We start from the raw sequence: 24,477 nt of genomic DNA on the forward strand, positions 1-24,477 counted from the left end.
TTTTTGCGGAAAAATCCGTGTAATTCCCAGAATGCTTTTGCTGCAGTGGGACTTTTTCAGGCATTGCGAACTGCTTCGTGGTGGCGATTATCTATAGGTAATTCAATTTAAATCGGTGTGGACTTTGGGGGTAGTAGTAGCGTTGTCGATAGCCGGGGGTTTAATCTGAGTCACACTCGCTTGTATTCGTAGCGTAGGACATCGTGAGTTGTCGACTTTTGAAGGAGCACTATGCAGACCCCGCTCGGGCTCACGGCCATGGGCCTCATCATCATTTTCGTGACGGTGGGAATTTTGATCCGCGGCCGAGTAAATCCCATTATCCCCATGACGCTGGTACCCGTGGTTGGCGCCTTAATATGTGGATTTGGTCTAGGTGAAATATCTGACTTTTTCAGCGAGGGCTTAAATTCCGTCATCAACGTCGTGGTGATGTTTATCTTCGCCATTATCTTCTTCGGCATTTTGCAAGACGTCGGCCTGTTTACCCCAGTCATTCGCGCGCTCATCAAGGCCACCCGGGGAAGGATCATGGCCGTAACGCTGGGCACTGCGGCGATTGGTGTGGTGGCGCACCTTGATGGATCGGGTTCTACTACCTTCCTCATCACCATCCCGGCCCTGTTACCGCTCTACCGTGCGCTGAACATGTCGCGCTACGTGCTCATTACCATTGTGGCGATGGCCGCCTCGGTCATGAACATGGTTCCTTGGGGCGGCCCGCTGGGCCGCGCCGGTGCTGTGGTCGATCAGGAGCCCAATGCCATCTGGGTGCAACTCCTGCCTATTCAAGGCGTGGCGATTGTGCTGGTATTCCTCTTGGCTGCGCTTCTGGGGTGGTGGGAACAGCGCCGCGTTGCGGGGCTGCGTGAAAGCGGCGAATGTGCAGGCGGTACTGCAGTGGACGTTAACGCATTGGCCGATGAATTCGCTGCTGCACAGGTGCGTGAACAACATAAATTGGGCTACCACATCCGCACAGGGCGCTGGGTAACCGTGGTCAATATCATCGTTGCACTTGCAGTCCTAGTGGCCTTGCTCTCGGGCGTAGTCCCGCCCGCCCCAGCCTTTCTCATTGCCACGACCATCACTCTGGCTATTAACTTCAGCGGTCCCATGGAGCAGGGCGAGGCCCTGCGACGGCACGCGCCCAATGCCTTGGCCATGGCAGGCGTTATCCTTGCAGCCGCGATGTTCTTGGGTGTCCTCAATGAAACCAAAATGCTTGAGGAAATCGCACTGACGCTAGTAAACGTTCTACCAGAGGGCGTCGCACCGCACCTCCATGTGATCGTGGGCTTCTTCGGTGTGCCGCTTGATTTGTTGACCTCGACGGATGCTTATTACTTCTCAGTGCTTCCTATTGTTCAAGGAACTGTTGAAAGCTTTGGGGTCAGCGGCATGGGTGCGGCCTGCGCGCTCATTATCGGCAACGTGGTGGGCACCTTTGTCTCGCCCTTCTCTCCTGCATTGTGGCTGGCGCTGGGACTTGCGGAAGGTCAGATGGGTAAATACCTCAAGCTGGCTTTCCCAATTGCGTGGATTTTCTCCGCCATCTTGGTTGCCGTGGCGCTATTTACGGGAATGCTGGCGTAATAACGAAAAAGGCCCGCAGCAAAGCTGCGGGCTATTGGTCGGGATAACAGGATTTGAACCTGCGACCTCTTCGTCCCGAACGAAGCGCGCTACCAACCTGCGCCATATCCCGGCGTTCCGCCTTGAAAAGCGGTACCTGGATACTTTAACGCAAGCTGAGCGCAATCAACAAAACGGCAGGTGGCTGGGTTTAGTCCACCTCGGTGATTTTCAGCAGAGTGGCGGAAGGGCGGCAGAAGAGGCGTACCGGGGCGAATTTGGAGGTGCCCAGGCCATTGGAGACATGCATCTTCATCGGGCCGAAGTCGTGGAGGCCCTGCACGCGGTCGCGATCGATGCCGCAATTGGTAACCAACGCCCGGGAGCCGGGCAAACAGATCTGGCCGCCGTGGGTGTGGCCGGACAGGGAAAGTTGGTAGCCATCGCCCGCAAACTTCTCCAGCACGCGGGGTTCGGGGGCATGGAGGAGCGCTAGGGACAAGTCGGCGTCCTCGTTGGGCGGGCCGGCGATTTCGGAATAGTCATCCAGATCGTGGTGCGGATCGTCCACGCCGGCGGCGGCAAGGCGGACGTTGCCTACCTTGAATTCATGGCGGGCCTGATTGGCATCGCGCCAACCGTGCTCCAAGAAGGCGGCGCGCATGCCGCGCCACGGCAAGTCCACATAGGAGGGCTCGCGCTTTTTGCCCAGCAGGTACTTGAAGGGGTTAACCGGCTGCGGCGCCCAGTAGTCATTGGTGCCAAAAACAAAGAGGCCGGGACGGGCCAGCAAAGGGCCGAGCGCGCGCAACGTATCGGGAACGGCCTGCTGATCGGAGAGATTATCGCCAGTGTTGACCACGAGGTCCGGCTCCAGGGCGTCGAGGGCAGACACCCAGGCAATCTTGGTCTCCTGGCCGGGGATCATATGCAGATCGGACAGATGTAGCAGCCGAAATTCCGGCTTACCGCGCAGCGTGCCCTTGGGCAGGAGGGGGAGCGTATATTCCTTGAGCTCGAATTTGGTCAGTTCGCTATAGCCCCATGCCGCGGCGCCCAGGCCGGCAGCGGTGAGGCCGCCAAGAATACGTAAAAGTTTCACGGCTACCACACTACCTGGCGTACATTGATAGGCATGAGCGAGCTAAAGCAAACCATCCGTGCAGATTTGAAAACCGCAATGAAGGCGAAGGAGAAGCAACGCACCAGCGCCATCCGCGCCTTGCTGGCCGCCATCCAGGCCGAGGAGACCAATGGATCCCGGCATGAGCTGGAGGACGCCGATATCCTCAAGGTGATTGCGCGCGAAATCAAAAAGCGTCGCGAGTCCGCCGAGGTTTATGAGGACAACGGCCGTCCGGAGCTGGCGGAAGCCGAGCTTGCCGACGTCCCCTTCTTCGAGGCCTACCAACCCCGCCAGCTGGACGAGTCCGAGCTACAAGCTTTGGTGAAGGAATCTATCGCGGAGGTTGAGGCCGAAAACGGCGAAGCACCCACCATGAAGCAGATGGGTGCAGTAATGAAGGTGGCCAATGCCAAGGCCGCCGGCCAGGCGGATGGCAAGCGCCTGTCCGCTGAGGTCAAGTCCCAGCTGAGCTAAAACGGGCGAGACCGCAACGGGCGAGGCTTAGCGGCCAAGCAGGCTGCGGATGTCGTTGGCAAAGCTATCGATGTCCTCTTGGCGGATGCCAAAGTCTTCCGGCGAGAACCCGCCGCCGGTACCGCCACCGCCGTTGCCCCTTCCGCCGCCTGTGCCGCCAGTCGAGCGGCCCGGGCTCGTAGCACCGTCGGCATTACCGCCGCCGGTGCTATTTTGTGCGCCGGTGGAGTTGGCGTCGGCCACGCCGGAGGAAGAGGATTGGGAGGCCCCGGCGCCGTCGGAAAGCTGCAGCGTAATCTCCGCGCCCTTCTTCTTGCCGTCCTTGCCGGTAATCGCGCGAACCACGCGGCCATAAGGAACATTGCCGCCGATAACCCGGGAGGTCTTGACTACGTAGCCCTTGGACTCCAAGGTCTGGCGGGCCTCGGCCTCGGATTTGCCGCGCAGGCTATCAAGGGTCTTATCGGCCGTGGTGCCGTTGTCGTACTTCTTGTTGTAGTTCGGCAGTCCGGCCTTGGTCGCTATCGGCAGCTGCGTAGCCATGCTGAAGAAGGTCTGCGCCGGTTCCAAGCCGCCGTAGAGGTTGCCCCAACCCGCGCACTGGCGCACCGGCCCGGTACATAGCGGGACGGTGGAGGTGCCATCGTTATAGATATACGGCGCGGCGGAAATACCCTCGTTGAATCCCAAAAATGCGGAGGATTGGTTGGACTCGGTGGTACCGGTCTTGGCCGCGATTGGGCTGGAATAACCGGCCGCTTGGGCGGCATCCTTGGCGGTGCCCTGCTTGGCGTCCTCGGACAGGGCATTGCTCATCGCGCGGGCTACGTCCTTATCAACGGCCTGCTCACACGGGGTTTCCTTGAGATAGACCTCGTTGCCTTCCTTATCCGTGACCTGGGAGATGGGGTTAGGCTCACACCACCTGCCATCCGCGGCCAGCGTGGCGCCGACATTGGAAAGCTCCAGCGGGTTGACCTGGTCGGGGCCCAAGGTGAAGGAGCCGGAGTTGGCGTCCTTGGTGTGCTGAGCAATCGAGGTGTCTTTATCAAAGCTGCCCTTGTCATCGTAGGAGCGCAGGCCCAAACGCACGGCCATATCGACGATGGGTGCCACGCCTACCTGCTCCGTGAGCTTGATAAACGGAGTATTGGGGGAGTGTGCCAGCGCTTCCTGCAGCGTCATCGTGGCCTTATAGGCACCAGCGTTTTCCACGCAGTAGCGGTCCGCCGGGCAGCCGGCGGCGCCGCCGTGGCCCAGGCCTTCCGCCTCGTAGCGGGTGGGCACATCCACGGTGTTTTTGATGCCATAGCCCGCTTCGAGCGCGGCCGCGGCGGTAAAGACCTTGAAGACGGAACCTGCACCGTTGCCCACTAAGGAGTAGGGCTGCGGCAGGATGGTCTCATTTTTATCTAGGTCCAGGCCGTAATCGCGCGAGGAGACCATGGCCAGCACCTTGCGGTCCGACCTGCCGGGCTTGATGACGTTCATGACTTCAGCCACGCCCTGGGCATCCGGATTGGTATGGCTTTGGACGGACTCGAGGGCCTTATCCTGCACCGTTGGATCCAGCGTGGTTTTGATGGTGTAGCCGCCGCGCGCTAGCTGCTCCTCGCTAATGCCCTTCTTATCCAGGTATTTCAGTACATAATCACAGAAGAAACCGCGGTCGCCGGCGCCGATGCAGCCATTGGCTAGCGTTTTAGGCTTCTTGCCGACGCCCAGCTTCTCCTCCTTATACTTATCCGCTTCCTGTTGCTTGATATGGCCGTTATCCGCCATGGATTGCAGGACTAGGTTGCGTCGGTCGGTTACTTCCTCGGCGTTGGTATAGGGATTGAGGCGCTCAGAGGATTGGACCATGCCAGCCAGCATCGCTGCCTGCGGCACCGTGAGCTCGGAAGCATGCGTGCCAAAGTAGGTGCGGGCCGCCGCCTCGACGCCATAGGCATGGTTACCAAAAGACACCAGGTTGAGGTAGTTGGTGAGGATGTCATCCTTATCCAATTCCGCATCCATCTTGGTGGCCATGCGCATCTCGCGCAGCTTGCGGGCCACGGATTGCTCGGTGGCCGCGGCGCGCTCTTCATCGGTGGTGGCAGAAACTAATAGCAGGTAGTTCTTGACGTACTGCTGATCGATGGTGGAAGCGCCCTGGGAGACGCCGCCTGACGTCAGGTTTGTCCATAGCGCGCGGAAGTTTCCCTGGAAGTCCACGCCTTCGTGATCATAAAAGCGCTCGTCCTCAATGGAGACGATGGCGTTTTTCATGGCCTTAGAGATCTTTTTGCTCTCTACCGGGTGGCGGCGTTGGCTGAAGACATAAGCCATGTCCTTGCCCTTGGCGTCTTTGATCGTGGTGACGCCTGGGATATTGCCGGCAGTCAGATCTTGCAGGTCAGATTGCATGGTTTCGTTAGTGCGGGCAATCGCTACACCGGAAATGCCCGCGAAGGGGGCAAGAGCCAGGGCGATGAGCGCACCTACCAAGACCGTAGACAGGGCTATCTTGGCCAAAGATTTGATGACAGTCACGCCCCATACACTACGTGGTTGCCCTTGGTAGGTGGAAGATCACTCGCACCCCCTAAAGTGTGACGTGTTAGACAATCTTCTACCTGGATGAATAGACTCAGATGCGTTACATAGTATTCCGTCTGGGAAGGAGCACACTCACCCATGACCGTTCGTGTGAAGACTGCTGGAATGTCTAATACAGCCCGAAATCCCGAGCGTGGTGAGTGGGTCACCCAGGCCAAATGCCGCAAGGGCGACCCGGATGCCCTATTTGTTCGCGGTGCGGAACAGCGCAAGGCGGCCGTCATTTGCCGCCACTGCCCGGTGTTGACCGAATGCCGCGCCGACGCCCTGGATAATCGCGTCGAGTTCGGTGTGTGGGGCGGGCTGACCGAGCGCCAGCGCCGAGCCCTGCTGCGCAAGAACCCCCACATCACGGACTGGGCCCACTACTTGGCCCAAGGTGGCGAGCTCGTCGGCATTTAAGAATTTAGACGGCATAGTGCGTATTTAATAGTTAGAATGGACCCCATGACTAAATGGGAATACGCAACCGCACCTGTCCTTACCCACGCCACCAAGCAGATCCTCGATTCTTGGGGTGAAGATGGCTGGGAACTGGTCACCGTCACCCCGGGTCCTAACCCGGAAAACGTCGTGGCCTACTTCAAGCGCGAGGTGGCAGAGTAAATGGGCTTTCATGCTCGCTTGCGGGAGCTGGGGTATGAGCTGCCGGGCGTCGCCAAGCCACTAGCTTCCTATGTGCCGGCCGTGCGCGTGGGTGATCAGGTCTGGACCTCTGGCCAGCTTCCCCTCGTGGAAGGCGCCCTGCCGCTCACCGGCAAGGTTGGCGCCGAAGTCACCACGGAACAAGCCCAGGAACAGGCACGCATCGCGGCGCTGAATGCTCTTGCCGCTATCGATGCCGAAGTTGGCCTGGACAATGTCTCCCGCGTGGTAAAAATCGTGGGGTTTGTAGCCTCCGATCCGGCCTATGCAGACCAACCGGTAGTTATCAATGGTGCCTCCGATTTCATCGGTGAGGTCTTTGGGGATGCTGGAAAGCATGCTCGCTCCGCAGTGGGCGTAGCTGCGTTGCCTAAAAACGCCCCGGTAGAGATCGAACTAATCGTAGAAATTGCTGCTTGATCGGATAGGCTAGTAACTATGGAGCACCCCGCATATAGTCAATTGCGTCCCGTCGGCCAGTCCGTTGGCGTAGTCCTTTGTGATAACCCCAGCTACACCGCCCTTGAGGGGACGAATACGTGGATTATTCGCGCCGCTGAAGACTCTCGGGCGATCGTCGTGGATCCGGGTCCCGAGGATGAAGGCCATCTCAACGTTGTGCACCGCAACGCAGGTGAGGTGGCTTTGATTTTGATTACCCATCGCCATGATGACCACGCTTCGGGCGCACAACGCTTGCGGCAGATGACCGGCGCCCCCATCCGCGCCTTCGATCCGAGCTACTGCAATGGTGCCGAGGCCCTCCAGGACGGCGAGCACATCTCCCTCGATGGCATCACCCCAAGTCTCGAGGTCGTTCACACCCCAGGCCATACCGCGGATTCCACCTGCTTCTTTGTGTGGAGCGGCGAGGTAGGAAATTCCCGCCTCGAAGGCATTATCTCCGGTGACACCATCGCCGGCCGCCACACCGTTCTCCTTTCGGAGACGGACGGTAACTTGGCCGATTACCTGCAGACCCTCGACACCTTGGAAGAGCGCGGGAAGGATATTGCGCTGTTCCCGGGACACGGACCAGACTTGGATGACACCTCTCAGGTGGCCCGCAAGTACATTGACCGCCGCCACTACCGCCTTGACCAGATTAAGGAGATCCGCTCCCGCCTAGGCGATGATGTAGATCTGAATACCCTGGTCAACGAGATGTATGACGATGTGGACCCGGTGCTGCGCCACGCTGCGGAGCAGTCCACGCGCACCGCGCTGAAGTACTTGGACGGCGAGGCTAAATAAGCCTATCTCCATTCGCCCCTCTTCCTCATTGGTGGGAAGAGGGGCTTAATTGTGCTGTGGGCTGAGGTAGGAGGTGCGCAGGGTCGACGTGCGGCCGCGGTATGGTCCGCAGGCAGTACGGTGTGGAGCGTACCGCGGCCACAAGTGTGGTGCGGAACTGGTTAAGGGGGCAAAACCAGCGAAACCCCGCCGAGGCGGGGTCGTGAGCCGGCGCGGTCTTAGCGAGCGCGGCGGGCGAGGTGCTCGGTATCGACGATGAGCACGGACTTGCCCTCGAGGCGGATCCAACCGCGGTGCGCGAAGGTGGCCAGCGCCTTGTTGACGGTCTCACGGGAAGCGCCCACCAGCTGGGCAATCTCTTCCTGGGTGAGGTCGTGGTTCACGCGCAGGGCGCTGCCTTCCTGGACGCCGAAGCGGTTAGCCAGCTGCAGCAAGGTCTTTGCCACGCGGCCCGGAACGTCGGTGAAGATGAGGTCAGCCAGGTTAGCGTTGGTGCGGCGCAGGCGGCGAGCCAGCACGCGCAGCAGCTGCTGGGCGATTTCGGGGTGGTCGCCTACCCACTTCTTGAGCAGCTCGGAGTTCATGGTGGCTGCCTGAACCTCGGTCACGCACACTGCGGAAGAGGTGCGCGGGCCCGGATCGAAGATGGACAGCTCGCCAAACATATCGGATGGGCCCATGACGGTCAGGAGGTTTTCGCGGCCATCCGGGGCGTGGCGGGCGAGCTTAATCTTGCCCGAGGTGATGATGTACAAGCGATCACCAGGCTCGCCTTCGTCGAAGATGGTGGTTCCGCGCGGGTAGCGCACGGTCTCCATCTGCTCGATTAGGTGCTGCACTGCAACGGGATCAACGCCTTGGAAGATTCCGGCGCGGGAGAGGATGTCCTGTACGCCTTCCACGTTTTACTCCTTGGATGTCGACTAAGAAAGTCCATAGATGAGCCTGTGCCACATCTGGGTGCGGTCTTTCGTGCACTCGACAATGCGGAACAAGCGGGGTCACTGTGTAACGGATTTCATCTTACAGTGTAATTGGTCACTTTTGGTACTTCAGTGAAATTTTGTCACACTATAGAAACTCTACTCGTGCTAGGGCACGGTTCAGGCCAGCAGTTTTCCGGCCTAGTCAGCAAAAACGACTGCCTCAAGCTTTTCCATCAGGAGGGCGAAAAGGGCGATGGCAAGTGGCACCAGAATCACGAGTGAAATCATGGTTTCCTAGTCTACTAAGCTAAACCCCATGAATTCAGCACTGTCAGCGGCCAGCGCGCCGGAGCTGCGCGCACCGGAGATAAATCGGCGTTTGGCGCAGGAGTACCCGGATGCACGGTGTGCCTTGGATTATGACTCCCCGCTACAGCTGCTCGTTGCCACCGTTCTTTCCGCGCAATGTACGGATGAACGCGTGAATTCGGTGACCCCTGAACTCTTTGCTCGCTACCCCGAGGCGGCGGATTATGCTTCCGCGCAGCGCTCGGACTTGGAGAGCATCCTGCGGCCGCTTGGCTTTCAGCGTGCCAAGGCGGGGCACCTTTTGGGCATTGGGGAGAAGCTGGTGGCAGATTTTCAAGGCGAGGTCCCGCGCACGGTCAAGGAACTGACCAGCTTGCCCGGGGTCGGGCGCAAGACCGCGCTGGTGGTGCTCGGAAATGCCTTCGGGATCCTCGGGCTGACCGTGGATACGCATTTCGGCCGCCTCATGCAGCGGCTCGGGCTGACGGGGGAGACGACGCCGGTCAAGATTGAGCGGGACATCGCAAAGCTCGTGCCGGAAGAAGAGTGGACGATGTTTTCACACCGCGTCATCTTCCACGGGCGCCAGGTCTGCCATGCGCGCACGCCGGAGTGCGATGCATGCGTTCTGCGGGATATGTGTCCAGCCGCTCGTGGGCGCTAGGCTAACGGTATGAAGAACTACGTCCTTGGCACGGTAATTGCCGCGATCCTGATTGCCGTCATTGCGGTAGCTGGGGTCTCGCAGTTGCGGGGTGGGGACGGATCTGAGGAGGCGTCGCCAAGCGAGGCTTCCCCACAAGAAGTCCCGCAGCGTCCAGACTGCCCGGCCGGCACTGTGGCTGGGGTAGAGCTGGAGTGTTTAGGCGGTGCGGACGCCGGAAAGCCCGCCGATGAGGGCGTAGCCGTGGTCAATGTGTGGGCGTGGTGGTGCGAGCCGTGCCGCGCGGAGCTTCCCTATCTGCAGGATGTGGCGGAAGCGCACCCAGACTGGCAGGTTGTGGGCGTGCATGCGGATAAGAATGCGGGAAATGGTGCAGCTTTCTTGAATGACTTGGGCGTGGAGCTGCCGAGCTTCCAGGATTCGGATAATAAGTTTGCCGGTGAACTGGGCCTGCCGGGCGTGGTGCCGGTGACGGTGGTGCTCAAGGACGGTGAGGTGCGCAAGCAATTTGCGCAGCCGTTTAGCTCCGCAGCGGAGATTGAAAAGGCCGTGGAGGAGGCGATTGCGGCATGAGTCAACTCCTTCCCGAGCGCACACCAGATTGGCTCAAGCCGGCGCTGGGGGTAGACCCCAGCCAGGTGCAAGAGCTCATTGGCAACCGCCAGGCTTCGTCCCTCAACGGCACCAATGTGCAGGTGCCGGTCAAGCGGGAAGCGGCCGTGCTCATGCTGCTGAGCGGTGAGAGCGCGGAGGAGGCCAGCATTTTGCTCACGCATCGCTCGCCGTCCATGCGCTCGCACTCGGGCCAGATAGCCTTTCCCGGCGGCCGCCGGGATCCCGCCGATACCTCCCTGGTGGATACCGCGCTGCGGGAAGCCTGGGAGGAAACGGATCTGCAGCGCAACTCCGTGACCCCGCTGGAGCAGTGGGAGCAGCTGCATATCCGCGCCACCGGCAATCCGGTGAGCCCCATTTTGGCGCATTGGGCCCAGCCGGGGGAGGTCTATCCCGCCAGCCCCGATGAAACCGATGACGTGTTTCTCGTGCCTATCCGGGAGTTGATCGATCCGCGCAACCGCTTCATGGTGGGCTTTAGAAAGTGGCAAGGACCAGCATTTCACGCCAATGGTTACGTCATTTGGGGCTTTACCGCCGGCGTGCTTTCGGCACTATTGCAGCACGCTGGGTGGAGCATTCCATGGGATAACAATTCAGTCATGGACCTGCGTGACTCCCTCACAAACTCCCGCAATAATGAGAAGATGTCCTAACCGCTTGTGCCGCGGTACGTATTCGTTTTAACTCCCAGATAGAAAGAACCCATAGCCATGACTCCTGCGCTCATCGTTGACGGCTTGATTGTGGTCGCCGTCCTCATAGCGCTCCTGAGTGGGTGGCGCAATGGCGCCCTCGCGGCGGTATTGGCCTCCATTGGTGTGGGTGCTGGGGTAGTGCTAGGCATTGCCGTGGCCCCGGCCGCCCTGCGCTTGGTGGAGCAGCCCTCGCTGCGCTTGCTGCTATTGGTGGGAATCCTGGTGCTTTTTGTGGGCGTCGGGCAGCTTATCGGATCCTCGTTAGGTGGCAGCGTGCGCGATCGCATGAAGGCGCGCAAGACGCAGCGCCTCGATTCCGCCGTGGGTGCGGTTTTTCAAGCCTTTGCCGCCTTGGTGGTTATTTGGCTCATTTCTATCCCCGTGGCCACCAATTTAGGCGGTGCGGCCGGTCAGGGCCTCCGCGATTCCCGCATCTTGGGCAACCTCAACTCGGCCGCGCCGGCGCAGGTAGCGTCGCTGCCCAATGGGGTGGCGGCGATGCTCAACGAGTCCGGCCTGCCGCCGCTAGTCTCGCCGTGGCAAAACTCGATTAGCACCGAGGAAGTAGAAGAGCCGGACCCAGACGTGCAGGATCCGGAGATGGTGCGGCGCATGCGGCCGTCTGTCATTCACGTGCTTGGCGACGCCGAAGAGTGCTCCCGCCGCCTCATGGGTTCCGGCTTCGTGGCGGCCGATGACTACGTGATCACCAATGCTCACGTAGTGGCCGGCACGCAGACCGTGCGCTTGGATACCAAGGTGGGACTCAAGGACGCGACCGTGGTCTACTACAACCCGGATGTGGATGTGGCCGTGCTGCACTCGCGCGACCTGGGCATCGATCCGCTGCCATGGGCCCAGGCCCCGGCCCAGACGGGCGATGATGCCATGGTCATGGGCTTCCCGCACTCTGGGCCTTTCGACGCCGAGATGGCGCGCGTGCGCGATCGCATCACCATTTCCGGCCCGGATATCTACTCGCATGGTCGCGTGGAACGAGATTCCTACACCGTGCGCGGCAAGATCCAACAAGGAAATTCCGGCGGGCCGCTGGTCAACACGGCCGGCGAGGTCCTCGGCGTGGTCTTCGGCGCCTCGGTGGATGATTCCGAGACGGGCTATGCCCTAACCGCCGATGAGGTCAACGCCCAGATCGGAGACATCACGCAGCTTACCCACCCGGTTGATACCGGGGAGTGCGTGGCGCACTAGTTATGTTCTTGTAGCCAGGCCGCCAGCATGGAAACGAAATCCGCCGGTGCTTCCAGGTGCGGAAGGTTCTTCGCGCCGGGGACGGTCGTGGCGGTGAATCCGCGGCGGGCGCGCGAGGCGGCGCGGCGGACCACGGGGTTCCATAGACGCTGCTGGGCGTGGATAAAGAGCACGGGGCGCTCTACTGCCAGTTCTACCCAGGTCAAGGGGACCACGGCGGTGCGCATGCGGTGGTTCCACAAGATTCCACGGCGGACGCTGCCGATGCGGGAGGCGCGCAGGCGGAGATCGAGGATGCGGTCTAGGGTGGCGTCGGCAAGCGAAGGCCCCGTATCCAGCTCCAGCTCCTTGCGGTAGGCGCGCGGGCTAAGCAGCAGGTTTTGGGCGCGGGTAACGCGCGGCAGGCGGCACAGCAACGAGCGCAGGTTAATCCACCCAAAGTCCCACGGCCGGGCGGCAATCGCGCGGCGCAGATCCACCGGGTGGGCGGAGGATATGGAGGCTAGGCCGCGCACCCGCTCAGGGCGTTCTGCCGCCAAGCACCATGCCACGGCGCCACCCGTATCGGCGCCCACCACAAAGGCGTCGTCATGGCCCAAGGCCTGAATGAGCCCGCTAATATCGCCCACTAAAGTGCGGATATCCTGCCCCGCATCAATGGGCGGCTTATCGGACATACCAAAGCCCCGCATATCCACGGCCGCGACGTGGAAGCCGCGTTGTGCAATCGGCGCTATGACGTCCTGGTAATCGAACCATCCGCCGAAGGCGCCGTGGATGAGCACCACGAGTGGCTGCGTGCTATCGCCCGCCGTGGCGACGTGCAGGCGAATGCCGCGGGTGTGGACGAACTCATGCGCATAAGGTCCATCCAGCTCCACCGTTGAGGGGGGCAGGGGTGCGAAGGCCATGGTGCCGCCTTTCTATAGTTGGGGCAGAAACGGTAGAGAAGAGGGGGCGGAAGTACACAAAATCCGCCCCAGGCTAGCTAGGGCGGATAGAGGGGTGCACGTACGCGTGGCGCCTGCCGGTTTAGGTGTAGAGGCCGTTGGTGTTCTTACGGTCCAGGGACTTCTGCGCCTTGCCCGGAACCAAGTTCTTGAGTTCCTTGGTGGAGTCAATGGTCTTCTGCGGGGCCTTGACCTGCTTGACGTTCTTCAGGCCAACGAAGGCTAGGATGCCGGCGAGGACGATCATGATCAAGAAAACGATCAGGAACGCTGCCCAGCGGTCCAGCCAGACGGCGAGAAGCTCGGCCAGGAAGAAGAAAAAGAAGAAGGAGCTATACAGCGCGATGGTGCCTGCGCCGCCGAAGAGGCCTGCACCGATGCCGCCCTTCTTAGCGGACTCTGCCAGCTCGGTCTTGGCTAGCTCCACCTCGGAGCGCACGAGCTGGGACATCTGCTCGGTGGCGTTGGAGACCAGCTGGCCTACCGAGGTCTCGGACGAGGATGTATCCACGTCACTCAAAGGGATCGAGTTCACCTTCGGTGCAAATTGATCAGTACCGTCGGTAAAAAGTCCATCGTTGCTCACGATTAATTCTCCTCGCGTTTATCTAAACCTTGTAATGTCCCCAACAATAATGGAATCACTATTATCCCATGGTGCCACGCATACTTAGGGACTTCCACGGCTATCCTAATGGATATGTCAGAAAATGACGCGTTATCCCCGCTGTTTCGCCTGCCGGGGGTAAAAGAAAGTGCAGAAAAGGCCGCCGCTGCCATTGCTCGTGCACACCGCCGACCTGCAGGATTGCGCAAGTTTGAGGTTATCTCTGCGGAGTCCCTCATGCGCGGCGCCCGTGCCAGCGTGGCGCTGGACGGCCACGCCATCCCCCCACATCCGGGACCGGAAGATATGGAAGAAGGGCCGCTGGCCAGCGCTATCAGCGCCTATTCCGTGGCCGCCCCGGAACTCTTAGATGCTACGGTGCGCTCCTTTGCCCGGGCACCGCTGCAGGTGCTGGCGCGCATCGACGTCGCGGCCGGCGGTACCGGCATTCCGGCCGGTGAGAGTGCGCGCTTGCAAGGGTTGGGACGGCTCATCGCGCAGGGTGGCGGTCCCGCCTTCGATCTCTTGCTGCCGAGTGTGGTCCATGCCGAGATTGCCGCCGGCGAGTTCTTTGGCCCTCGCAGTGGCCTCGTCGCCCGCGTGGCCTCCCGCCTCGCCGCGGTGCATACGGGCTTTGACCCGCGCGGTTTTGCCGTGCCCGAGGTCTACTACACCCGCCACCGCGCCGAGTATGCCGCCGCGGTGGACAATTATCGCACCGCGCTTGCCGACGCCCTCTTAACCCACCTCGCCGCCTGGACCGCCGGTGGCAAAGAAGCCGACGCGATTGCTCGCGCGGCCTAAGAGGCGCGCCGTGGGCCCCGCTTGGGCGGGCCAGGGCGGCCCGGATGCTGCGTTAGCCACAGGCCAGCACCGATAACTGCCGCGGTACCCGCCAGAACGGAGGCGCCGATTCCAATTTCCTTGGCGGTCGGTGCAGGAAGGAGCGGCACCGGGTCCTTAAAGGAGCGGATATTCCAATCGTGGGCGAGGGCGTGGCGCTTTAGCTGCTTGTCTGGGTTGACGGCGACGGGGTGGCCTACCTTTTCTAGCATCGGGATATCCGTAGCGGAATCCGAGTAGGCGTAGCTGGCATTAAGGTCGAGGTTTTCTGCCGCTGCGGTCTGCTCCAGTGCCTCTGCTTTAGTGGGGCCCTTGCAATAAAAGAGCACCTCCCCGGTAAAACGGCCGTTTTCCTCTGCCAATTCGGTGGCAATGACGTGTTCGACGCCGAGTTCTTCTGCGATGATGTCCACCAGCACGGCCGCGGAGGCAGAGACGATAACCACGTGGTGGCCAGCGGCGCGGTGGGTGCGGATAAGTTCGCGGGCCTCAGCATAAATGGAGGGCGTGACCACGTGATGCATGGTGTCGCGGGCGATGGCGCGCACCTCGTCCACGGACCACCCAGTGACCATTGCGGTGAGTTGGTCGCGGGTGGAATCCATGCCTTCGCTGGTCAAACCGGAGAACATATAGCTGGCCTTAGCAAGTGATAGCTGCAGTGCTTCGGCCGGCGAGATGAGCCCGTTGTGAAGGAACTCGCGGCCAAACGCATAGGCCGAGGAGGTGGCGATGATGGTCTTATCGAGATCGAAAAACGCCGCGGTGCGTGCGGGGTCGCCGCCGGCTCGGGTGGTGGCTGCGCGGCGGGGATGACGGGGCTCGCGGGAAGTAGTCATGATGTGCTGCCGAGTGTAGCCGTCCTTAGTACTTGCTGGTGCAGAAGTGGTTGACGTTAACGGTGATTTGTATGTCACAAATGTGGGATTGGGAACCCGCGTGGGGGTGGCGTTGAGTGAACATGTATTCGGTGCAGGTCAGCGCCGTGACCGTGGAAATCTGCTGTTAGCTGTTGTGATTGGGTGGCGAACATGTCATAATAATGCGTGCAAGGCCCCGATATACCGTGCGGCCTGCCCCGGCTCACCCCCCGAGGCCGGGTTACTGACGGCCCGCGCGCACACCCCCCCCGATGCGCGGGCCGTCACCTATATCTACCGCCGTGCGGCGCCGGTTATCCACAGATTTTTGGTTGAAACGACAACCAAACTAGGTCCACATGGTGACTTCTGGCGGGTTATCCACAGCACTGCTGCCGGAGCCTCGCTGCGGTTGCGCGGATGCTTCAGGCTATGAGGCATGAACGCATTACACCCTGATTCCGCCGTCATCGTCGTCGCCATTGGTGACGAAGCGCTGCGCGCCGAGGCCGTTCACGCCGCGGCTGCGACCAGCCACGATGTGCTGACCGTGACCGATCCCCGCGATATTCCGCGCAGTTTGCCTGGCGCCTATGCGGTGCTGGTTGATTCCCTCATGGCCCGCGTGGTGGCAGCAGCGCGGCGCACCCACACCGCGCCTGCGCCCGTGCTTTTCCTAGCCGCGGACCCCGGACCGATTGATTACGAGGCGGCGCTCGCCTGCCACGCGGAGAGCGCCTTTATCATCCCCGCCCAGGTGAAGGAGTTGCTGGCGAGCATTGCCGCTGCGGGCGCGCCGCAGGAAGCGCGGCCGGGCAGTGCGACCATCGCCGTGGTGGGCGCGAGCGGTGGGGTGGGCGCTTCGACCTTCGCGGCCGCGTTAGCCCGCACCCAATGCGCAGCCGACGGTCGCGCCCTGCTTATCGACGCCCACCCATACTCCGGCGGCCTCGACCTCCTGCTCGGTGTAGAAGCGGAACCGGGGGCGCGCTGGCCGGAGCTTACCGTGGGCGATGGCAGCATCGATGCCGCCGATCTCTACCGCGCGCTGCCATCCACGCCTGATGGAGTAGCGGTGCTCTCGGCCGCGCGCAGCACCGTCGCGGATCCCTTCCGCTTGGACAAGGACCTGCTTGCGCGAGTGGTAGGGGCGGCCCATGCAGGCGAAGGGTTATGCGTGGTGGATTGCACCCCGGAGACTATCCCGGATACCTGTACCCACGTGGTCATCGTGGTGGCCGCGGAGGTGCGCTCGGCCGCGTCGGCCGCGCAACTTCTGGTGCGCTTCGATGCTGCGCGGCGCAGGTGCGTGGTGGTGCTGCGGCAACGCCAGTGGGCGTCGTTAAGCGCGGCGGAAGTAGAACGCATCGTCCACAGCACGGTGCTGGCAGAATTGCCGACGCTCCGGGGCCTCACCCGCGCGGTAGAAATCGGCGGCCTGCCGCAGCGCCTCCCCGCACCCTTGCGCAAGGCCGCCCGCGCGGTCCTCGAGGAGGTTGGCGCATGAGCGAGCATAAAGCAGCACAAGAAACGCTGGAAAAGATGCAGCGCATCATTGCCGCCGAGCCCGACGTGGTGCATGATGCGGCAGCCCTGGCCCGGCGCATTCGCGCAGAAGCCGGCGTGATTAGTGATGTTGCAGTGCTTGACTTGCTGCGCCGCCTGCGCCAAGACGCCACCGGGATGGGGCCTCTCGATGCGGTGCTGGGGCGCGAGGGCGTCACAGACGTCGTAGTCAACGGGCCACACGCGGTATTCATGGACCGCGGCGAAGGCCTTGAGCTCACCGATATCACCTTCCGCGATGATGCCGAGGTCCGCCAGCTGGCCAGCCGGCTTGCGGCAGCTTCAGGCACGCGCCTCGATGATGCACAGCCCTTTGCCGATGGCCGCGTCACCCGCCCCGATGGTGTCGTGCTACGCGTCCACGCCTTGCTGAGCCCGCCCGCGGTTGCCGGGACTTGCCTGAGCCTGCGCGTATTGCGCCAAGCGCAGACAACCCTGCCCCAGCTTGTAGACAATGGCACGCTGCCAGAAGACATCGCGGCGCTGCTGCGCGCCGTGGTGGACAAGCGGATTTCCTTCCTCGTCATCGGCGGCACCGGTTCCGGCAAAACCACCCTACTCTCCGCGCTTTTGGGAACCGTCTCCGAGCGCGAACGCATCCTCGTTATCGAGGACACCGCCGAGCTCTCCCCACACCACCCGCACTGCGTCAGCGTGATCGCGCGCCGGGCCAACGCGGAGGGAAGCGGCGAGGTCACGATGTCACAACTGCTGCGCCAAGCGCTGCGCATGCGGCCGGACCGCATCGTGGTGGGCGAGATCCGCGGCCGTGAGGTGGTGGATCTCCTTGCGGCGCTCAACACCGGCCACGACGGCGGCGCCGGCACGCTGCACGCCAATTCCCTCTTTGAAGTACCAGCCCGCATGGAGGCTCTCGCCGCCCTCGGTGGCTTGGACCGTGCGGCGCTGCACTCGCAATTGGCTGCGGCTGTGCACATGGTGCTGACCATGGAGCGCACCCCACAGGGCCGCCGCCTCGCCCATATCGGCGTGCTCGAGGGAAACCCAGTGACCCCGCGCATCATCTGGAGTGCCGAAGCTGGTCCGGCAGACGGCTTCGCGGAATTCTCCGCGCAGCTGCTGGGGGAGCATGCCGGGGAGGCCAGCCATGCTTAGCTACCTCATCCTTGCCGCTGCGCTGCTTATACCCGCGCCCTCGAGTGCCGGCCGCTTGGCCTCAGCCACGCGCCGGGCACAGACCAGCTCCGTGGTTATCCTAGGCGCGGTCTTTTGCGGCAGCCTGGTCTTCTACTCGGTGGGACGCATCAGCATTGCCATTGCCGCCGCCATTATCGCGTGGTGCGTGTCCTGGTACGTCAAAGACTTGGTGGCCGCGCGGGCGGAGCGGCGCGGCCGCGAGGGGCTGGCCGCCTACCTAGGCGTGGTTACCGCGGACCTGCGCGCAGGGGCGACCTTGGCTGGGGCGCTTGCCCGCGGCGTGGAGTCCCTTCCAGCCACCACCCCGCGCGAGGTATCCGCAGCACTAGAATCCACGGCCGTCCTCGCCGCGCGCGGTGCGCCGCCGCACATGGCGCTGATAGATGCGCGGGGCGGCAAGGCTCTGCCGGAACTTAACCGCCTAGGCCACCTATTAGAGCTGTCCACCTACCACGGCATTGCGGTGGCCAGCTTGCTCGACCAAGCGCAAAGCCGCCTCGACGCTTCCCGACGCCACCAGCAATCCACCTCCGCCAGCCTGCAAGGACCCCAAGCCACCGCCACGGTGCTCGCGTGCCTGCCCATAGCTGGCATCGCCATGGGAGGGGCCATGGGCGCCAACTCGCTCGGCTTCCTTTTAGGCGGCGGATTAGGTGGCATTCTCCTCGTGGTGGGCGTGGCTCTGGCCTGCGGCGGATTCGCCTGGTCGCGCGTCATCATCCGGAAGGCGGCCGCATGACCCCGCTCATCTTTATCGCCCTCGCCGCCCTCGTTGGCCTGCCGCCGCACACCGCCCGCTTGGCACCTGCCAGCGCAACCGAGACCACCGCCAAGACCCCGCGCGATGGCCCGACCGCGCGCGGGGGACTGATAAGCAAGCTCAAGCCCGCAGCACCGCTGGATCCGCTGGCAGTAGCTGGCGACGTCGAACTTTTCGCAGCGTGCTTGGCCGCAGGGCTGTCCGTGCACGGCGCTACCACCGCGGTGGCCCGCACCGCGGATGCCCAGACCAAGGATCTGTGGGAGACCGTCGCCGCGCTGCTCGGCGTGGGCGTTCCCGCGCACTCCGCGTGGGGCCACATGAAGGGCCATGCGGGGCTGGCGGACTTAGCGCAGCTTGTCATCATGTCGGGCCAATCCGGCGCCACCATCGCGGCCGGATGCCACCGAATCTGTACTTCTTTGCGCGCGGAAGCATCCGCCCACGCCACGGCGCAGGCGGAGCGCGCAGGAGTATTTATTGCCCTCCCGCTGGCGGTGTGCTTCCTGCCAGCATTCATCGTTCTAGGCCTTGCGCCCGTAGTCATCAGTTTGGGCGCACAACTTCTCTAAACCTCACGTGAAAGGACACTAATCATGCACGCACTTTATAAATATTCCCAGATCATCCGCAATGACGAGGGGATGAGCACCATCGAATATGCCATGGGATCTTTGGCGGCCGCCGCGCTTGCCGGGGTGCTCTACATGGTCATCAACGGCGGCGGGGTGGTTGATGCCATCGAGGGCATCATCACCGACGCCCTCTCGAATACCCCGAGCTAGCGCCGCTCTCTCACCACGGCCGGCGGGCCCAGCCTACCGGCAGAAAGGAGGAATGATGCACAGGGTATTTGATGACGATGGCTCCGTGACCATCGAGGCCGCCTTGGCTTTAAGCTCCCTGGTCTTGGTCGCGGCGGGAATCGTGGGTGCCATTGCCACGCTGGCATCTTATATCGCCGCGGTGGACATGGCGGGCGCGGCCGCGCGTTCGCACGCCATCGGCGTCGAATACCATCCCCCGCGCGAGGATGCCCAGGTCAGCGTGGAAGAAAGCGGTGGGTTGGTGAGGGCGTCGGTAAGCGTCGATGCCCCCGTCGGAACCATGCGCTCTGAGGCGGTATTTCCGGCCGAGGTGGGCGGAAATGAGTAGGCCGCAGCGCTGCGGCGAGGAAGGCTATGCCACCATTGCCGCGGCCGGCATCATCGTCGCCATCGTGAGCTTGCTGCTTATCGTGGCGGCAGTGGGCTCGCGCGTGGCCGCGCGACACGAGGCGCAAGTGGCGGCCGACCTCGCGGCGGTTGCCGGTGCCTGGGCCCTCGCTACGGGTGAAGATGCTTGTGCCGCCGCGCGCGATACCGCCGAGCTTAACGACGCCACCCTAGAAACCTGCACCGAATCCGGCCGCGACGTCATCGTCACTGCCACGGTTCGTGGACGGTCCACTCAAGCGAAGGCCGGGCCGGTATGACCTGGCAGGAAGCAGTGGTGCGGCTTATTCCTACCGTAGTGGCGGCCGTGGCGGGCTTCATTGCTTGGCGGGAATACCGCCGAAAGGTACGCGAAGAAATCAAATCGGATCATAGGCGGGAACAAGATAGATGGTGGGGAATTGTGCAGTGGTGTATCGATAAGACTGACTCGGCGGAAAGCGCCGAAAGAATTACTGGATGGTATTTTCTCCCCACAATTCTGGGATTATTATCGGACGTTGAAGGAGATTCCCCTTTTATCAACACGCTATGGGATTTTGCCCAAGAGTTTAAAGAGGGTGAGCTCGACAAATCTGCCCCGAAAGAAGAAAGAGGCGATGCTCCATGAGGCATCCGCAAGGCTCGCCTTTTTATGAGCCGAATCCGGAAGTGCGGCGCACTCGCGCACGTGCAGCGGCGGAAATTCAGCGCATAATATTGGAGCGGTTTCCTCATCGGCGTGAGGAGCTGTTGCAGCGCAGCGCGGACTATGAACACGCGCGGGCGCAGCGAGTAAATGAAGAAAAAGGCAGAACCGCTTAAGTTGCGGCTAGCTCTGCGTCATGGTGACCAGCGCGCCGAGTAGCTTGATGGCACCGTCCTTGCTGAGCGGATTGTTTCCGTTTCCACACTTCGGCGATTGCACGCACGACGGGCAACCGGTTTCGCACGGACAAGAGCGCACCGCCTCGAAGGTAGCCTCGATCCATTCGGGGAAGCGGCGAAAGCCCTCCTCTGCAAAACCGGCGCCGCCGGGGTGGCCGTCGTAGACAAAGACGGTAGGCAGCTGCGTATCGGGGTGCAACGCGGTAGACACGCCGCCAATGTCCCAGCGGTCGCAGGTGGCGATAAGCGGCAATAGGCCAATGGCGGCGTGCTCGGCCGCGTGCAAGGTGCCGGGCGTATCGGAGGCGGTAACCCCCATCGCGGAAAGCGCCATCGGATCGATGGTGTAGGCCACCGCCCGGGTGACCAGGCGCTGTTCGGGGAGATCGAGGGGGATATCGTCGCCAATGGTGCCGTCGGCAAGCCGCACCTGGTAGCCGGTGACGCGGTCGGTGACCTCTACCTCTACGTCCGCCACCCACAGTCCTGGGGAGTAATTGACCAGGTTATCGGCCTCGCGCAGGATGCGGATATCCGTGGTAGAGCGCGGAGTCGTGGAATAGTCCGGGGCCTCGGGCCGGGCCAGTGCCAGGTAATCGCTGAGGATGAGCTCCTCGATGACGAAACTTTCGCCCTGGTGCAGGTACACCGCGCCGGGGTGGACCTGGCTGGTGGCGCGGGCGGCGTCGATGGTGCCGAGCAGGCGGCCGTCGGAGGAATCCACAATCATGACTTCCTCGCCCGCTCCACCGCGCAGCGAAACCGCGGTATGTGCCGTCTCTGGGGAGAGCTCTTCCGGCGTATGGGCAGGGATGGGCACGGCGAACCAGCCGCGCTCGCGGCGGCGCAGCAGGCCAGATTCGGCCAGCTGGTGAACCACATCCTGCGCGCCCCAGGCGGCAATCGTGGCATCATCCAGCGGCTTTTCTACCGCGGCGCAATAGACGTGGCCGAAGAGGATATACGGATTGGCCGGGTTGAAGACGCTGGCCTCCACAGGCCGCCCCAGCAGTGCCTCCGGATGGTGGACCAGGTAGGTATCCATCGGCTCGTCGCGGGCGATGAGCACCACGAGCGAGCCCTGCCCGCGGCGGCCGGCGCGCCCGGCCTGCTGCCAAAAGCTCGCGACGGTCCCCGGGAAACCGGCCGTGACCACGGCATCGAGCCCACCGACATCGATACCCAGCTCGAGGGCGGAGGTGGTGGCGACGCCGAGCAAGGAGGCGTCGTCAAGCGCGCGCTCCAACTTGCGGCGGTCCTCGGCCAGGTAACCCGCGCGATAGGCGGCGATGCGCTGGGCAAAATCGGGCCGGCCGAGGCTACCGGAGAGCACCTCGGCCGCGCGCATGGCCACCACCTCGGCGGAGCGGCGCGACCGCACAAAGGTCATGGTGCGCGCGCCCTCGGCGATGAAGGAGGCCATCATCTCGGCCGCCTCGGTGGTGGCGGCGCGGCGCACCGGTGCCCCGTGCTCGCCCTCGGCCCCCTCGATAAAACCCGGCTCCCATAGCGCCACGGTGCGCGCGCCGGTGGGGGCGGTGTCCTCCGTAATCGCGCGGGCGGGCCGGCCGGTAAGGCGTTGCGCATGCCGGCCCGGGTCCTTCATAGTGGCCGAGGCATAAATTACCGTCGGCCGCGAGCCATAGTGCGCGCACAGGCGCAGCAGGCGCCGCAACACCAGCGCCACGTTCGCGCCAAAAACGCCCCGGTAGGAATGGCATTCATCAATGACGATGAACTCCAGGTGCCGCAGCAGCCGCGCCCACCGCGCGTGCGCCGCCAGCAGCGACATATGCACCATATCCGGATTGGAGAAAATGAACCGCGAATGATCGCGCACGCCCGCGCGGGATTCCTGCGGCGTATCGCCGTCGTAGGGCGAGGGCACTACGTCCCTGAGCGCCGGAATGCCCCGGCACAGCTCGAGCACCGCCTGCAGCTGGTCCGAGCCCAGCGCCTTGGTGGGGGTGAGATAGAGCGCGCAGGTGGTTGGGTCCTGCGCTAGCCGGCTCAGGATGGGCAGTTGGTAGCCCAGGGACTTTCCCGAAGATGTGCCGGTAGAAATCACGGCATCCTCGCCTGCCCAGGCGGCTTGCGCGAGCTCAGCCTGGTGCCTATATAGCTTGCCGACGCCCCCATCTACCAGCTTCTCCTTTAATTCCGGCAGCACCCACTCGGGCCACTCGGCATACTGCGCGCGCTGCGGCGGCAGGGTGGTCTGAAATGTGAGAGTGGACTCATCGAGGCGGCGCTGGATGAACTCGAGGAGCTCTTCTCCCAGGGGATTATCCGTTTCCGGGTGAGCCAATTTCTACCCCCTCGTGAGTTAGGCCTATCGCTTTGGCGTGGAACGTGTCACACTGATATGAGGCCAATGATGTCTTGGTGCGGTGTTTACACTTTAAGGTACTGCTAAAGGACGCATTTACCGAACCCCTCGGCGCGGAATCGCCGCACCGCTAATCAAGAAAAGGACTGCACACCATGGCACAAGGAACCGTTAAGTGGTTTAACTCTGAAAAGGGCTACGGCTTCATCGAGCGTGCGGACGGCGAAGGCGATATCTTCGTCCACTACTCCGAGATCCAGGGCAGCGGCTTTCGCACCCTAGAAGAAAACCAGCAGGTCACGTTCGAGGTAGGCTCCGGTCCGAAGGGCGAGCAGGCCCAGTCCGTGTCCGTCATCTAGGCGGCCGGCTCCCTCGCTCAGGCCTTCCTGTTACGGCGTTTCGGCGTAGCCGCGGCGGGTATCCCACCACTCGGTGAACTTATTCTGCAGTTTCTGCAGGCCCACGCCGATGATGACGGCGGCGATGATGCTGACCACCACAGCCAGCACCGGCGAATTGGAAAAGGCCATGCCGCCCAAGTAGCCAATGGCAAGTGCCTGGGCCGCCCAGAGCGCAACGCCAATGGTGTCGAAGAAAACAAAGACGATCCACGGGAAGCGCATGGACCCCAGCAGGATGGTCATAAACAGGCGCGCTGAAGGAATGAAGCGGGCAATAATAATGGCCGCACCGCCGCCGCGGCGCATATTGCGCTTTACCCAGTTGAGCCCCTCGTAGGCCTTCGATCCCTTAGGTACGCGCTGGAGTAGGGGCATGAAGCGCGTGCCCAGCAGGAAGCAGAGATTATCGCCCATCATGGCGGCAACGAGCGCTACAAAAAACATGGTGGGCAGGTGCGGAAAGCCCTGAGAGCCGGACCAAGCGCCAGCCATATTGAGCGGGATTTCAGAAGGCAGCACGGGGAAGAAGCAGTCACCAAAGATCAGTACGCCCACCAGCGGGTAGATCCACTCTGTGGACATGACGGTTTCGATCCACATAGTGATGGTGTCAACCATGAATCCTCCGCGGGCGTCGTCTTGGGTGTGCTATCGTGCCCCACAATGCTTTCACAGCTACTGGGCGTTCTAAGTAGGCCAGTATAGACCCGTTCAGTGGGGGTACATAGTGCCCCTGAAAACGGCCTTTTGGCAGTACCGCGTATATGGTGCGAGAAAGGAAATGCAGATCAACTGTGTACGCTAGGGGCGATTGCTGAAAGCG

At 62.3% G+C, this 24,477-nt stretch carries 28 protein-coding genes and 1 tRNA gene; 20 read left to right on the forward strand and 9 right to left on the reverse strand.

What is annotated here, in order from left to right; genetic code table 11:
* Positions 1-231: 231 nt before the first annotated feature.
* A complete protein-coding gene (locus QP915_RS09545; RefSeq protein WP_284766135.1) occupies positions 232-1,596 on the forward strand; it encodes a CitMHS family transporter in 1,365 nt (454 codons plus the stop codon).
* Between the two features lie 35 nt (positions 1,597-1,631).
* Here QP915_RS09545 and QP915_RS09550 read toward each other — a convergent pair.
* Together QP915_RS09550 and QP915_RS09555 are read right to left on the reverse strand one after the other, a co-directional pair.
* Positions 1,632-1,708: transfer RNA gene (locus QP915_RS09550), tRNA-Pro, on the reverse strand.
* Positions 1,709-1,786: 78 nt separating this feature from the next.
* Positions 1,787-2,677 carry a metallophosphoesterase gene (locus QP915_RS09555; protein ID WP_284769178.1) on the reverse strand — a complete coding sequence of 297 codons (891 nt, stop codon included), beginning with the start codon at positions 2,675-2,677 and terminating at the stop codon, positions 1,787-1,789.
* Positions 2,678-2,710: 33 nt separating this feature from the next.
* Between QP915_RS09555 and QP915_RS09560 the strand changes: the two genes are divergently transcribed.
* Complete coding sequence (locus QP915_RS09560; protein WP_239278470.1) at positions 2,711-3,175, forward strand: GatB/YqeY domain-containing protein; 465 nt, start codon at positions 2,711-2,713, stop codon at positions 3,173-3,175.
* 27 nt (positions 3,176-3,202) lie between these two features.
* On the opposite strand, the gene QP915_RS09565 is transcribed toward QP915_RS09560, so the two are convergent.
* Positions 3,203-5,710: a transglycosylase domain-containing protein gene (locus QP915_RS09565; RefSeq protein ID WP_284769179.1), complete on the reverse strand. Its 2,508-nt coding sequence runs from the start codon at positions 5,708-5,710 to the stop codon at positions 3,203-3,205.
* A 144-nt stretch (positions 5,711-5,854) separates the two neighbouring features.
* Between QP915_RS09565 and QP915_RS09570 the strand changes: the two genes are divergently transcribed.
* The 4 genes from QP915_RS09570 to QP915_RS09585 are packed head-to-tail and all read left to right on the forward strand — an operon-like array spanning position 5,855 to position 7,675.
* The gene (locus QP915_RS09570) at positions 5,855-6,178 is read left to right on the forward strand and encodes a WhiB family transcriptional regulator (protein ID WP_005323132.1); all 324 of its coding nucleotides are present in this window, start codon (positions 5,855-5,857) and stop codon (positions 6,176-6,178) included.
* Positions 6,179-6,223: 45 nt separating this feature from the next.
* Positions 6,224-6,382 (forward strand): Sp36 family protein, encoded by a 159-nt coding sequence (gene sp36 / locus QP915_RS09575; protein ID WP_005323131.1) that lies wholly within the window; start codon positions 6,224-6,226, stop codon positions 6,380-6,382.
* Entirely contained in the window at positions 6,383-6,841 is a 459-nt protein-coding gene (locus QP915_RS09580) for a RidA family protein (protein WP_198492395.1), read from the forward strand. It begins immediately after the preceding gene.
* An 18-nt stretch (positions 6,842-6,859) separates the two neighbouring features.
* A complete protein-coding gene (locus tag QP915_RS09585) occupies positions 6,860-7,675 on the forward strand; it encodes an MBL fold metallo-hydrolase (protein WP_284769180.1) in 816 nt (271 codons plus the stop codon).
* A gap of 218 nt (positions 7,676-7,893) precedes the next feature.
* On the opposite strand, the gene glxR is transcribed toward QP915_RS09585, so the two are convergent.
* Positions 7,894-8,577 carry a CRP-like cAMP-activated global transcriptional regulator GlxR gene (gene glxR / locus QP915_RS09590; RefSeq protein WP_005323128.1) on the reverse strand — a complete coding sequence of 228 codons (684 nt, stop codon included), beginning with the start codon at positions 8,575-8,577 and terminating at the stop codon, positions 7,894-7,896.
* 340 nt (positions 8,578-8,917) lie between these two features.
* Between glxR and nth the strand changes: the two genes are divergently transcribed.
* Genes nth through QP915_RS09610 form a run of 4 tightly spaced genes read left to right on the forward strand, consistent with a single transcriptional unit; the run spans position 8,918 to position 12,099 of the window.
* Positions 8,918-9,574, forward strand: a complete 657-nt coding sequence (gene nth, locus QP915_RS09595; protein ID WP_284769181.1) for an endonuclease III — start codon at positions 8,918-8,920, stop codon at positions 9,572-9,574.
* Positions 9,575-9,583: 9 nt separating this feature from the next.
* The gene (locus QP915_RS09600; RefSeq protein ID WP_284766131.1) at positions 9,584-10,147 is read left to right on the forward strand and encodes a TlpA family protein disulfide reductase; all 564 of its coding nucleotides are present in this window, start codon (positions 9,584-9,586) and stop codon (positions 10,145-10,147) included.
* Positions 10,144-10,845, forward strand: coding sequence for an NUDIX hydrolase (locus QP915_RS09605; RefSeq protein ID WP_284769182.1), 702 nt, complete (start codon positions 10,144-10,146; stop codon positions 10,843-10,845). The genes QP915_RS09600 and QP915_RS09605 overlap by 4 nt, the downstream gene beginning before the upstream one ends.
* Before the next feature lie 57 nt (positions 10,846-10,902).
* A complete protein-coding gene (locus QP915_RS09610; RefSeq protein WP_284769183.1) occupies positions 10,903-12,099 on the forward strand; it encodes a MarP family serine protease in 1,197 nt (398 codons plus the stop codon).
* Here QP915_RS09610 and QP915_RS09615 read toward each other — a convergent pair.
* Positions 12,096-13,010 carry an alpha/beta fold hydrolase gene (locus QP915_RS09615; RefSeq protein WP_284769184.1) on the reverse strand — a complete coding sequence of 305 codons (915 nt, stop codon included), beginning with the start codon at positions 13,008-13,010 and terminating at the stop codon, positions 12,096-12,098. The two genes, QP915_RS09610 and QP915_RS09615, sit on opposite strands and share 4 nt — an antisense overlap.
* Positions 13,011-13,131: 121 nt before the next feature.
* Complete coding sequence (locus tag QP915_RS09620; RefSeq protein WP_239278546.1) at positions 13,132-13,638, reverse strand: phage holin family protein; 507 nt, start codon at positions 13,636-13,638, stop codon at positions 13,132-13,134.
* A gap of 105 nt (positions 13,639-13,743) precedes the next feature.
* Here QP915_RS09620 and QP915_RS09625 point away from each other — a divergent pair, with 105 nt between their 5' ends.
* A complete protein-coding gene (locus QP915_RS09625) occupies positions 13,744-14,460 on the forward strand; it encodes an oxidoreductase (RefSeq protein ID WP_284769185.1) in 717 nt (238 codons plus the stop codon).
* On the opposite strand, the gene QP915_RS09630 is transcribed toward QP915_RS09625, so the two are convergent.
* A complete protein-coding gene (locus tag QP915_RS09630; RefSeq protein WP_284769186.1) occupies positions 14,457-15,338 on the reverse strand; it encodes an HAD family hydrolase in 882 nt (293 codons plus the stop codon). The genes QP915_RS09625 and QP915_RS09630 overlap by 4 nt on opposite strands.
* A gap of 460 nt (positions 15,339-15,798) precedes the next feature.
* Between QP915_RS09630 and ssd the strand changes: the two genes are divergently transcribed.
* The 8 genes from ssd to QP915_RS09670 are packed head-to-tail and all read left to right on the forward strand — an operon-like array spanning position 15,799 to position 20,667.
* Positions 15,799-16,866, forward strand: a complete 1,068-nt coding sequence (gene ssd / locus QP915_RS09635; protein ID WP_284769187.1) for a septum site-determining protein Ssd — start codon at positions 15,799-15,801, stop codon at positions 16,864-16,866.
* Positions 16,863-18,041: a TadA family conjugal transfer-associated ATPase gene (locus QP915_RS09640; RefSeq protein ID WP_284769188.1), complete on the forward strand. Its 1,179-nt coding sequence runs from the start codon at positions 16,863-16,865 to the stop codon at positions 18,039-18,041. The genes ssd and QP915_RS09640 overlap by 4 nt, the downstream gene beginning before the upstream one ends.
* Positions 18,034-18,822 carry a type II secretion protein F gene (locus tag QP915_RS09645; RefSeq protein ID WP_284769189.1) on the forward strand — a complete coding sequence of 263 codons (789 nt, stop codon included), beginning with the start codon at positions 18,034-18,036 and terminating at the stop codon, positions 18,820-18,822. Before QP915_RS09640 ends, QP915_RS09645 begins: the two co-directional genes overlap by 8 nt.
* Positions 18,819-19,415: a type II secretion system F family protein gene (locus tag QP915_RS09650; RefSeq protein ID WP_284766122.1), complete on the forward strand. Its 597-nt coding sequence runs from the start codon at positions 18,819-18,821 to the stop codon at positions 19,413-19,415. Before QP915_RS09645 ends, QP915_RS09650 begins: the two co-directional genes overlap by 4 nt.
* Before the next feature lie 24 nt (positions 19,416-19,439).
* Positions 19,440-19,628, forward strand: coding sequence for a DUF4244 domain-containing protein (locus tag QP915_RS09655; protein WP_284769190.1), 189 nt, complete (start codon positions 19,440-19,442; stop codon positions 19,626-19,628).
* 55 nt (positions 19,629-19,683) lie between these two features.
* Positions 19,684-19,998 (forward strand): hypothetical protein, encoded by a 315-nt coding sequence (locus QP915_RS09660; RefSeq protein WP_005323101.1) that lies wholly within the window; start codon positions 19,684-19,686, stop codon positions 19,996-19,998.
* Complete coding sequence (locus tag QP915_RS09665) at positions 19,991-20,317, forward strand: Rv3654c family TadE-like protein (RefSeq protein ID WP_284769191.1); 327 nt, start codon at positions 19,991-19,993, stop codon at positions 20,315-20,317. Before QP915_RS09660 ends, QP915_RS09665 begins: the two co-directional genes overlap by 8 nt.
* The gene (locus QP915_RS09670) at positions 20,314-20,667 is read left to right on the forward strand and encodes a hypothetical protein (RefSeq protein ID WP_284766119.1); all 354 of its coding nucleotides are present in this window, start codon (positions 20,314-20,316) and stop codon (positions 20,665-20,667) included. The genes QP915_RS09665 and QP915_RS09670 overlap by 4 nt, the downstream gene beginning before the upstream one ends.
* A 201-nt stretch (positions 20,668-20,868) precedes the next feature.
* Here QP915_RS09670 and QP915_RS09675 read toward each other — a convergent pair whose 3' ends face one another.
* Positions 20,869-23,232 carry a Zn-binding domain-containing protein gene (locus QP915_RS09675; protein WP_284769192.1) on the reverse strand — a complete coding sequence of 788 codons (2,364 nt, stop codon included), beginning with the start codon at positions 23,230-23,232 and terminating at the stop codon, positions 20,869-20,871.
* Between the two features lie 176 nt (positions 23,233-23,408).
* On the opposite strand from QP915_RS09675, the gene QP915_RS09680 reads away from it, so the two are divergent.
* Positions 23,409-23,612: a cold-shock protein gene (locus tag QP915_RS09680; RefSeq protein ID WP_005323097.1), complete on the forward strand. Its 204-nt coding sequence runs from the start codon at positions 23,409-23,411 to the stop codon at positions 23,610-23,612.
* A gap of 30 nt (positions 23,613-23,642) precedes the next feature.
* On the opposite strand, the gene QP915_RS09685 is transcribed toward QP915_RS09680, so the two are convergent.
* Positions 23,643-24,272, reverse strand: coding sequence for a DedA family protein (locus QP915_RS09685; RefSeq protein ID WP_284769193.1), 630 nt, complete (start codon positions 24,270-24,272; stop codon positions 23,643-23,645).
* Between the last annotated feature and the right edge of the window lie 205 nt (positions 24,273-24,477).

It is taken from the genome of Corynebacterium sp. MSK158 (genome assembly GCF_030229085.1).
Taxonomy (GTDB): domain Bacteria; phylum Actinomycetota; class Actinomycetes; order Mycobacteriales; family Mycobacteriaceae; genus Corynebacterium.

What these genes read in the sequence shown, in the direction of transcription:
- QP915_RS09645 (WP_284769189.1), top strand. Translation starts at nt 18,034, where the DNA reads ATGCTTAGCTACCTCATCCTTGCCGCTGCGCTGCTTATACCCGCGCCC.
- QP915_RS09650 (WP_284766122.1), top strand. Translation starts at nt 18,819, where the DNA reads ATGACCCCGCTCATCTTTATCGCCCTCGCCGCCCTCGTTGGCCTGCCG.
- QP915_RS09560 (WP_239278470.1), top strand. Translation starts at nt 2,711, where the DNA reads ATGAGCGAGCTAAAGCAAACCATCCGTGCAGATTTGAAAACCGCAATG.
- QP915_RS09605 (WP_284769182.1), top strand. Translation starts at nt 10,144, where the DNA reads ATGAGTCAACTCCTTCCCGAGCGCACACCAGATTGGCTCAAGCCGGCG.
- ssd (WP_284769187.1), top strand. Translation starts at nt 15,799, where the DNA reads ATGAACGCATTACACCCTGATTCCGCCGTCATCGTCGTCGCCATTGGT.
- QP915_RS09665 (WP_284769191.1), top strand. Translation starts at nt 19,991, where the DNA reads ATGAGTAGGCCGCAGCGCTGCGGCGAGGAAGGCTATGCCACCATTGCC.
- QP915_RS09580 (WP_198492395.1), top strand. Translation starts at nt 6,383, where the DNA reads ATGGGCTTTCATGCTCGCTTGCGGGAGCTGGGGTATGAGCTGCCGGGC.
- QP915_RS09640 (WP_284769188.1), top strand. Translation starts at nt 16,863, where the DNA reads ATGAGCGAGCATAAAGCAGCACAAGAAACGCTGGAAAAGATGCAGCGC.
- QP915_RS09545 (WP_284766135.1), top strand. Translation starts at nt 232, where the DNA reads ATGCAGACCCCGCTCGGGCTCACGGCCATGGGCCTCATCATCATTTTC.
- nth (WP_284769181.1), top strand. Translation starts at nt 8,918, where the DNA reads ATGAATTCAGCACTGTCAGCGGCCAGCGCGCCGGAGCTGCGCGCACCG.
- QP915_RS09680 (WP_005323097.1), top strand. Translation starts at nt 23,409, where the DNA reads ATGGCACAAGGAACCGTTAAGTGGTTTAACTCTGAAAAGGGCTACGGC.
- QP915_RS09615 (WP_284769184.1), bottom strand. Translation starts at nt 13,010, where the DNA reads ATGGCCTTCGCACCCCTGCCCCCCTCAACGGTGGAGCTGGATGGACCT.
- QP915_RS09655 (WP_284769190.1), top strand. Translation starts at nt 19,440, where the DNA reads ATGCACGCACTTTATAAATATTCCCAGATCATCCGCAATGACGAGGGG.
- QP915_RS09585 (WP_284769180.1), top strand. Translation starts at nt 6,860, where the DNA reads ATGGAGCACCCCGCATATAGTCAATTGCGTCCCGTCGGCCAGTCCGTT.
- QP915_RS09630 (WP_284769186.1), bottom strand. Translation starts at nt 15,338, where the DNA reads ATGACTACTTCCCGCGAGCCCCGTCATCCCCGCCGCGCAGCCACCACC.
- QP915_RS09670 (WP_284766119.1), top strand. Translation starts at nt 20,314, where the DNA reads ATGACCTGGCAGGAAGCAGTGGTGCGGCTTATTCCTACCGTAGTGGCG.
- sp36 (WP_005323131.1), top strand. Translation starts at nt 6,224, where the DNA reads ATGACTAAATGGGAATACGCAACCGCACCTGTCCTTACCCACGCCACC.
- QP915_RS09685 (WP_284769193.1), bottom strand. Translation starts at nt 24,272, where the DNA reads ATGGTTGACACCATCACTATGTGGATCGAAACCGTCATGTCCACAGAG.
- QP915_RS09660 (WP_005323101.1), top strand. Translation starts at nt 19,684, where the DNA reads ATGCACAGGGTATTTGATGACGATGGCTCCGTGACCATCGAGGCCGCC.
- QP915_RS09600 (WP_284766131.1), top strand. Translation starts at nt 9,584, where the DNA reads ATGAAGAACTACGTCCTTGGCACGGTAATTGCCGCGATCCTGATTGCC.
- QP915_RS09610 (WP_284769183.1), top strand. Translation starts at nt 10,903, where the DNA reads ATGACTCCTGCGCTCATCGTTGACGGCTTGATTGTGGTCGCCGTCCTC.
- QP915_RS09625 (WP_284769185.1), top strand. Translation starts at nt 13,744, where the DNA reads ATGGATATGTCAGAAAATGACGCGTTATCCCCGCTGTTTCGCCTGCCG.
- QP915_RS09570 (WP_005323132.1), top strand. Translation starts at nt 5,855, where the DNA reads ATGACCGTTCGTGTGAAGACTGCTGGAATGTCTAATACAGCCCGAAAT.